The following is a 14,078-nucleotide window of genomic DNA, read 5'->3' as shown; positions in this document are numbered from 1 at the left end:
TAAGGTCAAGATAGCCGTTTTTGCGGCATTTTAAAGAGACTTTGCTGCAGTGCAGCTATGCGGAAATGCACGCCCTCATCCTTGAAGAAGCAGCGACAATCCAGCGCGGCAGGCCGTTACGCAAACCCAGGAGGTGAGGCTAGTGAAATTCCGGAATTCTGCCGCGATGCCACGCCGCCCCTGCACCCACTATCCAGCACCGCCATGCAAATAAGTTGTTCGCTTCAAAACGGACGCGTTGTTGTGTTACAAGCATCTCAGACCATAATTCGGTTCATATATGGGCAGGCTGCAGCGATGCTGAAAACAGATACTCGTCAAGCGAACTGGCGCCGTGCCAATCCGGGCAAATATGATGCTCACCTTGCAGTACAGCGAGCCGTGAACGCGGGTGAACTGGAAAAACAACCTTGTGAGGTCTGCGGGGCCGAAGCGGTCGATGCTCATCATGATCAATACGACGAGCCTCTCACAGTTCGGTGGCTGTGCCGACGGCACCACACCAGGCTTCACCATTACGGGGAAGACATGTTTCCACTCAGGAATGCGCCTTAGGACCGCCGTACCGGTCGAGCCCCCAAGGATTGCGCAAGTCCGAAGGGCGAACGGGCGCTATGCAGCCAGACTATCGACGAAGGCGCGCCAGCCGCCAAAGTCTGAAATATCGATTGCGTTCTCAAGGCCGACGCTTTCCACCAGAAAACCCTTGGCATGGCGGCCTTCGCTCAGCGTGATGGTGCCGATGCCGAGTGGTGCAGGGATCGCGGCGACAAACTGCCCGAAGGCTGCGGGCGACAACCGCCACACTTCGACCGCGATCGCCGCACCCTTATCGTCCGTGCAGCGGATCAGGCCCGGTTTTGCCGGCGTCTGGCCTGCGAGGCTGAAGAGGCGGTATGCAGCCTCGGTCGTTGCCGTTTTCACAAAGCGGGCGTCGAGCGCCTTCAACTGGCCGTTCAGCGGCATCCCGGAGAGATGGGCGCCGACAACGACCAGATCGATTCCGGGCTCATCAACGTCCGCGGAAGGACGTGCCGCCGGTTGTGTCCAGCCGGTTGCTCCGAGCGTCAGACCGCTCGCTTTATGGATCGTTGCAGCAAGCGCCGCCGTCAATCCATCCTTGCCGGATGCGGCCAGCAGGGTGACGCTGGCGGGAAGACCATCGCTGCGGATGCCGGCCGGTACGGCGATGCCGCACATATCGAGCAGATTGACGAAATTTGTATAGGTCCCGAGCCGCGCGTTTTCCCGGATCGGCTCTGCTTCCAGTTCCGCCATGGTATAGTGGCGCGGTGCTGTGGGCACGCAGAACAGATCGACAGAGGCGATCAGCGGCGCAACCTTCTGTTTCAGTGCCTGCAGGGCGTAGAGTCCGTTGAAGGCATCGGTAGCGGTCAGCGACTTTGCTCCGCCGTAGATTTTCCGCGTGACCGGATGGAAGGACGCTTCACTGCTGTCGAAGAAATCCTTGACCGCCGCATAGCGTTCGGCCACCCAGGCCCCTTCGTAAAGCAGGTTGGCCGTCGCATAGAAATCATCGAAGGGGACTACGACGAGTGTGTGACCAAGGGTCGCCAGCATCTCGAGGCTGGCGACATAAGCCGCTTCCATGGCCTCGTCGCCGAAAAAGTGCCGGTCGTGTTTCGCGGGCACACCGATTTTCAGCACGGGCGGTAGCGGGCCGTGACCGGTGGCCAAGATCGATTTCGAATAGGCATCGGAGGGGTCCGGGCGTGCGGCGACGGAAAACACCGACCATGCGTCGTCGGCGGTGAGCGCGAAGATCGAGACGCAATCGAGCGTGCGGCAGGCGGGGATGACGCCCGTTGTCGAAAGCGCGCCGACGCTTGGTTTCAGCCCGACGATGTTGTTGAGGCCGGCGGGGATGCGGCCGGACCCGGCTGTATCCGTGCCGAGCGCGAAGCTGACGATGCCATGGGCCGTGGCGACGGCTGAACCTGAACTGGAGCCGCCGGGAACCAGCGTGGCATCGATCGCATTGCGCGGGATCGGATAGGGCGAGCGCACGCCGACAAGGCCGGTGGCAAACTGGTCGAGATTGGTCTTGCCGATGACGATGGCGCCCGCTTCCTTCAGCAGGCGCACGACGGTTGCGTCCTTTTCGGGAAGATAAGCATAATCCGGGCAGGCGGCGGTGGTCGGCATGCCGGCCACATCGATATTGTCCTTCACGGCGAAGGGAATGCCCCAGAGCGGCTTGGTTATCGGATCAAACGTGCCGAGGTCAGCCACCTGCTGCAGCAATTCCTGCCCGTTCGCCAGATACAGGAAAATACCCGGATCGGCCACCGCCTCGATGCGGGAGAGCACTGCTTCGATCATCTCCGAAGCCGGCCATCCGTCGGCATAGGCCGCGTGCAGGGAGCCGATGTCGAATGCAGGCGCGTCTGTCATGCCAGTTCCTCTTGCAATATTTTTACAGGCCGATCCCACTGGATCAACACGACGCATCCGGTGTCGCTCCAGACCGAATGCTCTGAGCCTTCCGTGTTGACGACAAGGCTGCCCGGGCCGTAGTCCCCGGCCTCGTCGGATTGCGTGCCTTCCAGCACGACGATGGTTTCGAGGCCCATATGCCGGTGGCGCGGCACGGAGGCGCCCGCCTCGTATTTCAGCAGCGCGACACCTGGCTGGTCGTTTTCAAAGGGCTGGATCCAGTGGATCGTCACCTCGTCGCGGAAGGGCTCGAAGGGCAAGGTTTTCCAGCCGCCGGCGGTCAGGCTTTCGCGTGTTGTCTCAGGCATCAGGCTATTCCTTCGATGATGTCGTCGACCGACCCGACCCAGCCGACGATCCCGCCCTGGGCCGTGATCATGGATATGGCAGCGGCCTTGAATTCAGGAAAATAGCTCTCGGTTGCCTCTTCCGCGAGCAGGCATTCATAGCCCCGGTCATTGGCTTCCCGCATGGTGGTCTGCACGCAGACTTCGGTGGTGACACCGGCAAAGACGAGCTGCTCGATGCCGCGCGCTTTGAGGATGTCGCCCAGCGGCGTCGCGTAAAAGGCGCCCTTGCCCGGCTTTTCGATCACCACTTCGCCCTCGATCGGCGCGAGTTCGGAGAGGATGGCGGTTCCCGGTTCGCCTGCTATCAGCACCCGGCCCATCGGACCTTCGTCGCCGATCTTCAAGCTCGGATTACCGCGGTTGCGCTTGGCGGGCGGCAGGTCGGACAGGTCGGGTCGGTGGCATTCCATCGTATGGATGACGGGCAGGCCGGCATTGCGAAAGCCCTCGATCAGGCGTTTGACATCCGGGATGATCTTGGTGATCCGGCTGACATCGTTGCCGAGGCTGGCACCGAAGCCGCCCGGTTCGGCGAAATCGCTCTGCATGTCGATTACAATAAGGGCGATGGCATCGCGCTTGAGCGGGAAGGCGAAGGGTTCTGCCTTGATCATTGCCATCAATGATGCCCCGCCATGTGTGCGCCGATCACCGAGATATCGGCAGCCAACGCCGGCGTCTCGTAGACGAGCTTGCCGTCCGACATCACCATGATCCGGTCGGACATTTCGAGAAGCTCGTCCAGATCTTCCGAAAGCAACAGAACGGCGGTGCCGGCATTGCGTGCCTTCATGATGCGGGCGCGGATTTCGGCGACAGCCGAGAAGTCGAGCCCGAAGCAGGGGTTGGAAACGATCAGGAGATCGACGTCCCCGGTCAGTTCACGGGCAAGCACCGCGCGCTGAACGTTGCCGCCGGACAGCGAAGCGATGGGTGAGGAATGCGACGCCGTCTTCACCTTGAAATCGGAGATCAGCGAAGCGGCGCGCTTGCGCATCGATTTCATGTCGAGCCACAGCGCATCACCCCCCTGCTTCTTGACGTCGAAGGTGCGGAAGGCGAGGTTTTCCGTCACCGTCATTTTCGGCGCGCAGGCGTTGTTCAGCGGCTCCTCGGGAATGAAGCGGACATTGTTGATGCGCGTCTCTTGCCGGGTGGCGCCGTAGAGGGAGCCCTTGACGGTAATGCTGCCGGCATCCGCCGGCCGCTGGCCAGCTAGAACCTCGGCGAGCTCCTTCTGGCCATTGCCGGAAATGCCGGCGATGCCGACAATTTCGCCGGCATGGACGGTTAGATTGCCGATATCGATCATCTTCAGGCCCGTGCGGTCCGGGGCCTTGATGTCGCTGACCACGAGGATAGGCTTGGCGTCTGCAGGGACCGGCAGCCTTGTATCGAGTTCGGCAAGCTTGACGTCGCCGATCATCATCGCGGCCATGTCCCTGGTTGTCAGGTCCTTGACCAATCCGCCACCGGCCATCTTGCCGCGCCCGAGCACCGTCACCGCATCGGTGAATTTCGTCACCTCGTGGAACTTGTGGCTGATCATCAAAACGGTCAGTTCGCCGCGCTCGGTCATCCCCCGCACGAGGCCGAGCATTTCGTCGGCTTCGGCCGGCGTCAGAACCGATGTCGGCTCGTCGAGGATGAGGAAGCTGCGGCCGAGATAGAGCTGTTTGACGATTTCAAGCTTCTGCTTCTCGCCTGCCGCCAGTTCGCTCACCGGCCGATCGAGCGGTATCTTGAACGGCATGCGCTCCATGAAGGCGGCAAGATCCTTGCGTTCCTTCGCCCAGTTGATGATGGCCGGCACATGGGTGCGGTTGATGACGAGGTTTTCGGCGCCCGTCAGTGACGGCACCAACGTGAACTGCTGGTAGACCATGCCAAGGCCGTAGGTTGCCGCATCGCGCGGCGACTGCACCGCGACCTCGCGGCCATCGACGGAGAGCGAGCCGGAGGTCTGGTGGTAGAAGCCCATGATGCACTTGACCAGCGTCGATTTGCCGGCGCCGTTTTCGCCGAGCAGCGCGTGGAAGCTTCCAGCCGGAATGTCGATCGAGACATTGTCGAGCGCCGTGAACGAGCCGAAGCGCATGGTCATGCCTATGGTCTGGATGCCGACGGCCTTGCCGGTCTGCGGAAGCGGCGTATCGCGGATCTGGATCATGGCAGTTGCCTCACGAGACTGTCCGAATTGGATACGGCGCCGAAGACACCGCCCTGCATCTTGACCATCTTGATCGCCGCCAGATGATTGCCGTAGTCGGTGGCGCCGCAGCAATCCTCGAGCATCAGGCATTCGAAGCCGCGGTCATTGGCCTCGCGCATGGTGGTGGAGACGCAGACATCGGTGGTGATGCCGGTGAGGATGATGTTTTCGATGCGCTTCTGGTTGAGGATGAGTTCCAGATCGGTGGCGCAGAACGAGCCCTTGCCGGGCTTGTCGATGATGACTTCGCCTTCGATCGGATAGAGTTCCGGGATGATGTCCCAGCCGGGTTCGCCGCGGGTCAGGATGCGGCCGCAGGGGCCGGGATCGCCGATGCCGGCGCCGATGCGCTGCGAGCGCCAGCGCTTGTTGGCCGGCAGGTCGGCGAGATCGGGCCGGTGGCCCTCGCGGGTGTGGATGATATGGTAGCCCTTGGCGCGCATCGCCGAAAGCACCTTTTTGATCGGCTCGATCGGGGCCTGCACGAGCGACAGATCGTAGCCCATGTGATCGACATAACCACCCTTGCCGCAGAAATCCGTCTGCATGTCGATAATGATTAGGGCAGTGTTGTCCGGGCGCAGCGCACCGTTGTAGGGCCATGGATAGGGATCGGCATCGATATAGCTGAGTTTTTCACCTGATAGCGCTGCGCTGGACAATGTATTCATGGCGAAAGCTCCTATTTCGTGATCGACAGCGCGCCGGGAGCGCCTGCAAGCGAGCGGGTGGGCGAGGATGTGGCGATGAGGATGGCAAGGGTCAGTACGTAGGGGGCCGCGTAAAACAGGTAGTAACCCTGGGTCACGCCCACCGACTGAAGCGCCGGGCCAAGCGCGCCGGCACCGCCGAAAAGCAGGGCGGCAAGGAAACAGCCGATCGGGTTCCATCGGGCGAAGATAACCAGTGCCACGGCCATCAGGCCCTGACCGGACGATATGCCTTCGTTCCACGATCCGGGATAATAAAGCGAGAGATAGGCGCCGCCCACGGCCGCGAACGAACCACCGACGGCCGTTGCCAGCAGGCGCACCGTATCCGGATTCAGGCCCATGGCGCGGGCGGCATCCGAGCTGTCGCCGACGACGCGCAGGATCAGCCCGACCCTCGTATTCCTGAAGGCCCACCAGAGGGCAACGGCAAGCAGCCCGCCGATGACGAACAGGACGTTGATATTCAGCGCCGACTGGATCTGCGGCAGATCCGACCATCCACCGAGAGGGATGGACGGCAGGCGCGGTGCGACGGGCTGGATGAAGGACTTGCCGAGGAAGAAAGCGAGGCCGAGGCCGAACTGCATCATGGCGATGCCGATGGCGATGTCGTTGACCTTCGGGTACTTGCAGATCCAGCCGTGGATCAGGCCAAAGACGGCACCCGCTGCCATGGCGGCGAGAACCCCGAGCCAGGGCGAGTTGGTCATGACGGCGACGGCATAGGCCGTCATCGCGCCGAAGACCAGCGTGCCCTCAAGCCCGAGATTGATGCGCCCGGAACGTTCGGTGATCGATTCCCCCAGGCTGACAAAAATGAAGGGGGTCGAGACGCGGATGGCGCCTGCGAAGATGGCGAGGGGGACACCCCAGAGGCCGATGCCGGTGTCTTCCATCAGACTGTTCCTCCCTTGAGCGCGGGTGTTTTCCAAAAGTCGGGATTGAAGATCTTGAAGCGGCCGTAGAACGTCTCGCAAAGCAGGATCACCACGAAGAGCGTGCCCTGAAGCACGAGCACCGTTGCATCCGGAAGCCCCATGCGCCGCTGGATCAGGCCACCCGAGGCATCAATCCCACCCAGCAGGATGGCGACGGGAATGATCGCCAACGGATTATGTCGGGCAAGGAAAGCGACGAGAATGCCGGTATAGCCATAGCCGGCGGCCAGCGATGCGTTGGCGCTGCCTTGCACGGCCGCGACCTCGATCATGCCGGCCAACCCCGCGAAACTTCCGGCAAGCGCGGTAAAACCGACGATCAGCCGTCCCACAGGCAAGCCTTGAATCTGGGCGGCGCGGACATTGCCGCCGGCGATGCGGGCGGCGAAGCCGAAGCTCGTCGCTTCGATCAGGATCCAGGAGACGATGCAGGCGAGTATGCCGATGACAAGTCCCCAGTTGACATCCATGCCGGGAATATTGCCGAGCATGTATTCTGCCGGCAGCGGCGTGGTCGAAGGCTTGTTGAGGCTGGCGGGATCGCGCAGTGGCCCTTCGATGAAATGGTTCATCAGGGCAATGGCGATATAGGCCAGAAGCAGCGAGGCGATGGTTTCGTTGACGCCGCGATAATGGCGCAAGAGGCCCGTCATGCCGATCCAGAGGCCGCCCATGATCATCCCGGCAATCGCCATCACCGGAAGAACGATGACGGGCGAAACGGATCCCGTCAGCGGCAGAGCGGCAGCGGCAGCGGCCACGCCGCCGAGCACGACTGCACCTTCACCCCCTATGATGACGAGGCCGAGCCGCGCGGGCAGGGCCACGCAAAGTGCTGTGAGCAAAAGGGGGGCGGCCCGGCTGAGACTGTTCTGGATGGAAAACCAGCTGCCGAAGCCGCCGGTATACATCAGCTTGAAGAGGTCGATCGGCGATTTGCCGACCACCGCGATGAAGATGGAAAAGAGCGCCAGGCCGGCAAGGATTGCCGCAAGCGAGATCGCTACCGGTTCCGCCCTGCGTGCCAGCCATTCCAGGACGGGGCGAAGGTTTGCCGTTTGTGCGGAAAGCGGAGAGAGTGTTGGACTGTTCGCCTCGATCGTCATGACGCTCTTCCTTCGGTTTAGGATGTCGAGCCAACGACGCCTTCGACAAGATAGGCCATGCTTTCAAGCTCGATCGCATCCTCGGCAAGAACCTGGCCGGCGGTGACCGCATCGCCACCCTTGTTGTCCTTGATCGGTCCCTTGAAGACCGAGAAGCTGCCCGCCATCATTTCTGCGAGCGTTGCGTCGAACTTGGTACGGGCTTCTGCGGAGACGCCGGGTCCAAGCGGGCTCATCTTGACGAAGCCGTCCTTCAGGCCGCCGCGGACGAAATTGCCGAGCGGCGTGCCGGCCTGCGCCTCGGTGACGAATTTCGTGTAGACATTGCCCCAGGCCCATTCGGCGCCCGTCAGGTATTTTTCGGGGGCGAGCGGGCTCTGGTTGGCGTGGTAGCCGCACACGAAGGCGCCGCGACCGGCAGCGGTCTCAACGACGACCTTAGGACTGTCGACATGGCAGGTGATGACATCGGCACCCTGGTCGATCAGCGCATTGGTGGCTTCGGCTTCCTTGACCGCCAGCGACCATTCGCCGGTGAAGATCACCTGGCAGGTGATTGCCGGATCGACCGAGCGGGCACCGAGCAGAAAGGAATTGATGTTCTGCAGAACCTGCGGGATCGGCTTGGCGGCGACGAAGCCGATCTTCTTGCTCTTCGATGCGTAACCGGCGGTAATGCCGTTCAGATATTGGCCCTGGCCGATATAGCCGAAATAGGAGCCGGTGTTCATTGGGTTCTTGCCCTCCTGCCAGAGGCCGCCGCAATGGCGGAACTGCACGTCGGGATATTTCTCGGCCATTGCCAGCATATGGGGGTCGAAATAGCCAAAGGAGGTTGGGAAAACCAAGCCCGCTCCATCAAGGTTGATCATCGATTCCATCGTCTTCTGGACATCGACGGTCTCCGGCACGTTCTCCTCTTCGACGACAGTGACACCTGAGATCGCCTTGATGACAGCCGCGCCCTCGGCATGGGCCTGATTATAGCCGTAGTCGTCTTTCGGACCGACATAGATGAAACCGACAGTCAGCGCCGCCTGGGCCACGGCCGGCGTCGAAAAGAGCGAAGGCGCAAGACCGATGGCTGCGGCACCAGCGGCCGTTGTCTGAAGGAAGCTGCGGCGGTTCATGGGAAGGAGTTTGGTCATTGCGGGCTCCTCGCGGCATCATGCCGGGTTAAAATGGGTTGCAGTAAACTGTATGCAATGACCATGCCATTCTTTATCATATTGTTTTATAATAATAAATTTTTTGAGTGAAACTGCATCGCGTAAACTGTATGCAATTTTTCAGTTTTATGATCTATTTTTAAGCATGCGTGAATTTTAGACGTTAGGCTGCATCGTTCTGCGAATAAAGGAGAATTCGGGGTGGTGGGGTGTTGTTGACAAGGCAGACCCTGCACTGCATCTGTATGCACTCTTGATCCAAGCAGATTCGGTCCGTGAAAAGCGCCAGAAAAAAAGAAATCATCCGATCCGGAACGACCGTCGAACAAATGGTGCGGTCGATTGCCGATCTGATCATCACCGGCGCCATGCGCCCGGGCGAGCGGCTTGACGAAATTTCGCTGGCCACGCGTTTCGAGGTATCCCGCACGCCGGTGCGCGAGGCTCTTGGCCAGCTTTGCGCCATCGGCCTGGTCGAGCGTGAGCCGAACAAGAGCGCAGTCGTCACCACTGTGACGCAGCAGCATCTGGCATCGATGTTCGAGGCGATGGCGGAGCTAGAGGGCATCTGCGCCCGCCTGTCTGCGGAGCGCATGACGGTGGATGAACGCCGCATGCTGGAAATCGAACACAAGGCGTCGGCGCGGCTCGTCGATCGTGGCGCGGAGGACGATTACGCCGCACACAATACCGAGTTTCATACCCGTCTTTATCGCGGCGCCCACAATGACCATGTCTTCGAATTGGCGACGCAAACCCGCGCCCGTCTTGCTCCGTTTCGCCGCGCTCAATTCCGGCTTCCCGGGCGTCTATTGCGGTCGTATGAGGAGCACGAGGCAATCGTCGCCGCGATTTTAAATGCGGATGCCGTCAACGCAAGCCGCGCGGCCTATGCTCATGTGGCCACCGTCAGCGACGTCAGCACCGTTTTTGCACGCGATGCGGAATCTACCGCGTGAATCGTGCTTGAGGGCAGTGGAACGCCTTCCGCTTCTCCTGAGCCAAGACGGTCGCTTCGGGGGTGCCAACGCGTGGGCAGCCGCTGAATTCGTGTTTCGAAGTGCGCATTTCATCGTTTTACCGGACGCGATTTCTGCAGTGAGAACACCAATGAATTCGTCTCCAGCGCCATGCGCGCTTTCGACATGAACCTTCACGGCGGGGATGACGATTTCATTTCCGTCGCGGTCTGCGTAGACAACGCCCTCGCCGTCGGCTGTCACCACAACTTCGGGAAAGACGCATCTTGGACCTTACGCCTCCGATGCCGGCGGGATGACGCCTTTCGTGAAGAGGAAGCACCCGTAAAAGCGCGTTTCCCCGGTGGAAATCACGCAATAGGCCTTCTTCGCAAGATCGTAAAAGGCGAAGCGCTCGATGCCGTACATGGGTGAAGACTTACCTTCGGCGCGGTCGATTTCAGCCTGAACTTCGTGCTGCACAGGCTGGATGTCGTCCGGCGCGCCCATAACTTCCATGCGTCCGGCCGAATTCTGCAATGGCGTATCAAGCGGCAGCACCGAAAGAATGGCGCGAACCGCTTGCGGCGCGCTAAGATTGGAGATGGCAAGCGGCCGGCCGACGACCGTCCGGCGGGCGACGCTGTCGCTCGGGAAATTGGTGTCCGACACGACCAGCGTGTCGCCATGGCCCATGGAGCGCAGTGCGTGCAGCACGTCGGCGTTCAACGCAGGATGAATGTTTTTAAGCATGGTGTTCTCCTTGAGCCCTGTTATTTGACGGCGCCTGCCGTCAGCCCCTTGACGATATAGCGCTTGAGAAAAATGCAGACCAGTACCAGCGGCATGTTCGCGGCTGTGGCGATGGCCGCCATCGACCACCCATTGATGCCTCCCCATCCTGTCTGGCTTGCACCATCAGGGGCAGCATCTTGGCGTTCGAACTTGTCGGCAATGCTGCAAAAAACACTCGTCCAGCGGAGAATGACCGGCAGGAAGAACAAGGAAATAACCTCGTTCGTCGTCCATAGTCGTACCCCTGTCCGATATAAAGCCAGCTCTCGCGGTGGTGTCCGCCGGGCATTAACACATTTTTGCGGCTATTGTTTAGCCAGACAATAACGCTTGAGTGGTACCGATGTCTCCTTGTCATCCAGGAGACATCGCGTGTTTTTCAGCAATTGGTCCTTTCACACCATCCGAAACAAGATGACGATCCGTCTCCAGGTCGCTCTTGTTACCGCTGTCACCTGCATTGCGGCGGTCGGCGTTGCTGCCGCCGGGGCAGCCATGGTTGCGAAAAGTAGCGCGGAAGAAAACGCAAACCAGCAATTGCAGGCATTGGCCCGAAACATGGCAGACCGGCTCGACCAGCATATGTTCGAGCGATATCGGGAAATCCAGAATATCGCCAATCTTGGTCCGCTTCAGGCCGTCTGGAGGAACGATGCAACGGCCACCCGCAAAATCCTCGAACAGCTTCAGGAGAGCTTGCCGGAATATGCTTGGCTTGGCTTCGCAACGCCCGATGGCATCGTTCACGCCGCCACAAAAGGAATGCTTGAGGGTGTCTCGGTTGCCCAGCGTCCCTGGTTTGTCGGCGGACTGACACGGGCTACAGTCGAAGATGTCCACGACGCAAAGCTGCTGGACAAGTTGCTGCGCACATCGCCGGATGAGGCTCCGTTCCGTTTCGTCGATGTCGCGATGCCGGTTTTCGACAGCAACCGGGTGCTGGCGGGGGTCCTCGGCGCCCATATGAGTTGGACATGGGCGGACGATGTCCGCCAGACCGTGCTGATCAGCCAAAACAAGAAAAGCGCCGCTGATCTTTGGGTATCGGCAGGCGATGGCAGTCTGCTGATCGGCCCCACCGATCGCAAGCTCGACGCGTCGCTTCTGGCGCAGTCGGCAGAGACGGATGGTGTCCTGTTTACGGACAAATCGGGGGAGGCACCGATGCTGGCAGCCATGGTCGCCACCCGCGGCCAGGGGGATTATCCCGGCCTTGGCTGGCGGGTCGTCGCCCGCATGCCGGTCTCGGTCATCTATGCGCCCGCAAACACTCTGGTTCTGCAGATATTGCTGATCGGCGGCATCGTTGCGGCTGTCGCGTCCGCGGTTGCGTGGGCGCTGGCCGGATCAATAACCAACCCGTTGAAGGCGCTTGCCGATAGCCTCGATCTGATCGGGCGCCAGATCAATGTCACGAGCGTTGAGCGCCAGCATGGTTCCATGGATATTCTCAAACTGTCGGCAGCGGTCCGCTCGCTGTTGCGACGCGTCGGATCTGCCGAAAGCGTGAAAATGAGCGATGCAGTTACTATCGACGCTCTTCAGCGTGAGGTGGAGGATCAGAAAAAGGAAGTCGAACAGAAGATATTGCGCTACGGAGCGGACCTTCATGCTCTGCAGCTTCTGGCCGATACCGATGGCTTGACGGGATTGTTGAACCGCCGGGCCTTCCTTCCCTTCGCGGAAGACGCCTGGAGTTACTACAAGCGCTACGACCGGCCTTTCAGTATTTTGATGTTCGACATCGATCATTTCAAGCGAATCAACGATACGTTCGGCCATGCCGCCGGCGATGACGTCATTCGCACGATGGGCGAGATTATCAGTTCCGGCATCCGGACGACCGACAAAGTTGCCCGGTTTGGCGGCGAGGAATTCGTCGTGCTGTTAAGAGAGACGGATGAAACCGCCGCCTTGATGATGGCCAACCGGTTGCGCGAGCAGATCGCCCGTACCGTCGTCACCGCCGCAGGACACCGGATTAGTTTCACAACAAGCGTCGGCTGCGCCTTGGGATCGTCGTCAGCACGCGATTTGGAGGATGTCATCCACTTGGCCGACACCGCCCTCTATGCCGCAAAAACCGGCGGGAGAAACCGTGTCGTCATGGACGGCGCCACGGCGGAGGGGCGCCGGGCAGCCTGATTCCTCGTTTCCGGTGCTCCAGGTATTGATGCGGGAGCAAGGAGCGGCAATTCCGTCGGTTCCATGCCGCACGACGAGACCCATCGAGACAATCTCCCCTCACGAGCCTTAACGAATCCTTCACCATGCAGCGCAAAAATCGCTTCCGGTGCAAAGGAGAATCAGATGCGAAAAATCGAGATCGTCGATGATCTGCGGCTGCGGTTTCCCGGTCGGGATGCTGAATTCGATCTCGGGGTCGAGGTTGGCGCAGTCAGCGTTCTGATTGCCCAGGGACACGCACTTATCCAGAGGCAGCTCTCACAGGCCGCGACGGAGCAGTTGCGAACCATTGCCGAGCATTTTCGATATGTGATGGTAGCGACGGATGCAGGGACAGGAGTGATGAGTGTGACCTTTACCAAGCGGTCCCGCAGGCCTCTGCTTCGAGTCGTTTAGGCCAGATCTGCCAGGGTACAGAGTCACTTGGTGGGAGCAACGGCCGGCCGAACACCGTCTGCCTTGAAAAGCCCGGCAGCAATCCCGACTCATGCTTGGTGAGAACCGAGGCTGCAAAAGCGCTTTGCCGCCCAACGAAATCTTCTGCCGATTACTTCCACAGGCTTGCTCAGTCAAAAATGATGGCTGTAACGCTCACCATCAGTTGTTTCTGCTCTGGCGGCGGAAAATGCATGCCTTCCAGAGACGCCAAGTTGGCAAAAGCCTTTCGGCCTGACCTGCCGTCGGGCGATTTCAGCTGACCCGGGTGGCACCTCCGGAATTGCGTTCGCGTAGTCTAACCGAACGACTGACGGTCGAAACGTCCCAGGAACTTTTTTGCGACTTCTTCGTTTTCCGGCGACAAGAAAGCGGGCACCAATGTCGGAACGGGAAGACGAAAGAATTCTACTCGTTGAAGAGCGCTCATGCATCGATAAACAGAAGGTCATAACGGGCCGCGTTCGTGTTTGGACTTCCAGCAGCACCATCGAAGATGTGGCGCGCGCTACATTGTCGGGCGAAAGGGTGGAGATCGTTCGCGAGCATTTAAACCGCGAAATCGAAGAGGTCCCTGAGACGAGAGTCGAGGGCGATGTGACCATCATCCCGGTCGTGGAGGAAAGACTGGTTATGGAAAAGCGCCTCTTTCTCATCGAGAAAATCCACATTCGGCGCGTCACGATCAACGAGGAAGTGATCGTCCCGGTCACACTGCGAAAGCAAACGGCGACGGTCGAGAGAACAGAAGAATAGT

The 14,078-nt window shown here is 60.2% G+C and carries 16 protein-coding genes; 5 read left to right on the top strand and 11 right to left on the bottom strand.

Annotated features, from left to right (window positions below; translation table 11 throughout):
• The first annotated feature begins 297 nt into the window (after positions 1–297).
• Positions 298–555 carry a hypothetical protein gene (locus PY308_RS02145; RefSeq protein WP_275787547.1) on the top strand — a complete coding sequence of 86 codons (258 nt, stop codon included), beginning with the start codon at positions 298–300 and terminating at the stop codon, positions 553–555.
• Positions 556–612: 57 nt separating this feature from the next.
• Here PY308_RS02145 and atzF read toward each other — a convergent pair whose 3' ends face one another.
• Genes atzF through PY308_RS02105 form a run of 8 tightly spaced genes read right to left on the bottom strand, consistent with a single transcriptional unit; the run spans position 613 to position 8,924 of the window.
• Positions 613–2,415, bottom strand: coding sequence for an allophanate hydrolase (atzF, locus tag PY308_RS02140; RefSeq protein WP_275787544.1), 1,803 nt, complete (start codon positions 2,413–2,415; stop codon positions 613–615).
• Entirely contained in the window at positions 2,412–2,765 is a 354-nt protein-coding gene (locus PY308_RS02135; protein ID WP_275787539.1) for a cupin domain-containing protein, read from the bottom strand. The genes atzF and PY308_RS02135 overlap by 4 nt, the downstream gene beginning before the upstream one ends.
• Positions 2,765–3,427, bottom strand: a complete 663-nt coding sequence (locus PY308_RS02130; RefSeq protein ID WP_275787536.1) for a cysteine hydrolase family protein — start codon at positions 3,425–3,427, stop codon at positions 2,765–2,767. The genes PY308_RS02135 and PY308_RS02130 overlap by 1 nt, the downstream gene beginning before the upstream one ends.
• Positions 3,427–4,977, bottom strand: coding sequence for an ABC transporter ATP-binding protein (locus PY308_RS02125; RefSeq protein WP_275787534.1), 1,551 nt, complete (start codon positions 4,975–4,977; stop codon positions 3,427–3,429). Before PY308_RS02125 ends, PY308_RS02130 begins: the two co-directional genes overlap by 1 nt.
• On the bottom strand, positions 4,974–5,690 hold the full coding sequence (gene biuH, locus PY308_RS02120; protein WP_275787533.1) for a biuret amidohydrolase: 717 nt from the start codon (positions 5,688–5,690) through the stop codon (positions 4,974–4,976). The genes PY308_RS02125 and biuH overlap by 4 nt, the downstream gene beginning before the upstream one ends.
• A gap of 11 nt (positions 5,691–5,701) precedes the next feature.
• Positions 5,702–6,628 (bottom strand): ABC transporter permease, encoded by a 927-nt coding sequence (locus tag PY308_RS02115; protein ID WP_275787531.1) that lies wholly within the window; start codon positions 6,626–6,628, stop codon positions 5,702–5,704.
• Positions 6,628–7,776 (bottom strand): ABC transporter permease, encoded by a 1,149-nt coding sequence (locus tag PY308_RS02110; RefSeq protein WP_275787530.1) that lies wholly within the window; start codon positions 7,774–7,776, stop codon positions 6,628–6,630. The genes PY308_RS02115 and PY308_RS02110 overlap by 1 nt, the downstream gene beginning before the upstream one ends.
• Positions 7,777–7,793: 17 nt before the next feature.
• Positions 7,794–8,924 (bottom strand): BMP family ABC transporter substrate-binding protein, encoded by a 1,131-nt coding sequence (locus PY308_RS02105; RefSeq protein ID WP_275787528.1) that lies wholly within the window; start codon positions 8,922–8,924, stop codon positions 7,794–7,796.
• 350 nt (positions 8,925–9,274) lie between these two features.
• Here PY308_RS02105 and PY308_RS02100 point away from each other — a divergent pair, with 350 nt between their 5' ends.
• A complete protein-coding gene (locus tag PY308_RS02100; RefSeq protein WP_434064229.1) occupies positions 9,275–9,904 on the top strand; it encodes a GntR family transcriptional regulator in 630 nt (209 codons plus the stop codon).
• Here the strand turns inward: PY308_RS02100 and PY308_RS02095 are convergent.
• Genes PY308_RS02095 through PY308_RS02085 form a run of 3 tightly spaced genes read right to left on the bottom strand, consistent with a single transcriptional unit; the run spans position 9,800 to position 10,908 of the window.
• Positions 9,800–10,168 (bottom strand): PfkB family carbohydrate kinase, encoded by a 369-nt coding sequence (locus tag PY308_RS02095; protein ID WP_275787525.1) that lies wholly within the window; start codon positions 10,166–10,168, stop codon positions 9,800–9,802. The genes PY308_RS02100 and PY308_RS02095 overlap by 105 nt on opposite strands.
• Before the next feature lie 30 nt (positions 10,169–10,198).
• Complete coding sequence (locus PY308_RS02090) at positions 10,199–10,657, bottom strand: RbsD/FucU family protein (protein WP_275787523.1); 459 nt, start codon at positions 10,655–10,657, stop codon at positions 10,199–10,201.
• Positions 10,658–10,677: 20 nt separating this feature from the next.
• Entirely contained in the window at positions 10,678–10,908 is a 231-nt protein-coding gene (locus tag PY308_RS02085) for a hypothetical protein (protein ID WP_275787520.1), read from the bottom strand.
• Between the two features lie 163 nt (positions 10,909–11,071).
• Between PY308_RS02085 and PY308_RS02080 the strand changes: the two genes are divergently transcribed.
• The 3 genes from PY308_RS02080 (at position 11,072) to PY308_RS02070 (ending at position 14,077) form a co-directional block, all read left to right on the top strand.
• Positions 11,072–12,844 (top strand): sensor domain-containing diguanylate cyclase, encoded by a 1,773-nt coding sequence (locus PY308_RS02080; protein WP_275787519.1) that lies wholly within the window; start codon positions 11,072–11,074, stop codon positions 12,842–12,844.
• Positions 12,845–13,009: 165 nt separating this feature from the next.
• On the top strand, positions 13,010–13,282 hold the full coding sequence (locus PY308_RS02075) for a hypothetical protein (RefSeq protein WP_275787518.1): 273 nt from the start codon (positions 13,010–13,012) through the stop codon (positions 13,280–13,282).
• Between the two features lie 420 nt (positions 13,283–13,702).
• A complete protein-coding gene (locus PY308_RS02070; RefSeq protein WP_275787517.1) occupies positions 13,703–14,077 on the top strand; it encodes a DUF2382 domain-containing protein in 375 nt (124 codons plus the stop codon).
• The last annotated feature ends 1 nt before the right edge of the window (position 14,078 follow it).

This window comes from Pararhizobium gei (assembly GCF_029223885.1).
GTDB lineage: Bacteria > Pseudomonadota > Alphaproteobacteria > Rhizobiales > Rhizobiaceae > Pararhizobium > Pararhizobium gei.
Note: the sequence above shows the minus strand (reverse complement) of the source record. Positions and strands in the feature narration are given on the sequence as shown.

Excerpts from the sequence above, each read along its gene's own strand:
- PY308_RS02135 (WP_275787539.1), bottom strand. The coding sequence starts at position 2,765 with ATGCCTGAGACAACACGCGAAAGCCTGACCGCCGGCGGCTGGAAAACC.
- biuH (WP_275787533.1), bottom strand. The coding sequence starts at position 5,690 with ATGAATACATTGTCCAGCGCAGCGCTATCAGGTGAAAAACTCAGCTAT.
- PY308_RS02105 (WP_275787528.1), bottom strand. The coding sequence starts at position 8,924 with ATGACCAAACTCCTTCCCATGAACCGCCGCAGCTTCCTTCAGACAACG.
- PY308_RS02125 (WP_275787534.1), bottom strand. The coding sequence starts at position 4,977 with ATGATCCAGATCCGCGATACGCCGCTTCCGCAGACCGGCAAGGCCGTC.
- PY308_RS02090 (WP_275787523.1), bottom strand. The coding sequence starts at position 10,657 with ATGCTTAAAAACATTCATCCTGCGTTGAACGCCGACGTGCTGCACGCA.
- PY308_RS02145 (WP_275787547.1), top strand. The coding sequence starts at position 298 with ATGCTGAAAACAGATACTCGTCAAGCGAACTGGCGCCGTGCCAATCCG.
- PY308_RS02075 (WP_275787518.1), top strand. The coding sequence starts at position 13,010 with ATGCGAAAAATCGAGATCGTCGATGATCTGCGGCTGCGGTTTCCCGGT.
- atzF (WP_275787544.1), bottom strand. The coding sequence starts at position 2,415 with ATGACAGACGCGCCTGCATTCGACATCGGCTCCCTGCACGCGGCCTAT.
- PY308_RS02115 (WP_275787531.1), bottom strand. The coding sequence starts at position 6,628 with ATGGAAGACACCGGCATCGGCCTCTGGGGTGTCCCCCTCGCCATCTTC.
- PY308_RS02100 (WP_434064229.1), top strand. The coding sequence starts at position 9,275 with ATGGTGCGGTCGATTGCCGATCTGATCATCACCGGCGCCATGCGCCCG.
- PY308_RS02110 (WP_275787530.1), bottom strand. The coding sequence starts at position 7,776 with ATGACGATCGAGGCGAACAGTCCAACACTCTCTCCGCTTTCCGCACAA.
- PY308_RS02130 (WP_275787536.1), bottom strand. The coding sequence starts at position 3,427 with ATGGCAATGATCAAGGCAGAACCCTTCGCCTTCCCGCTCAAGCGCGAT.
- PY308_RS02070 (WP_275787517.1), top strand. The coding sequence starts at position 13,703 with ATGTCGGAACGGGAAGACGAAAGAATTCTACTCGTTGAAGAGCGCTCA.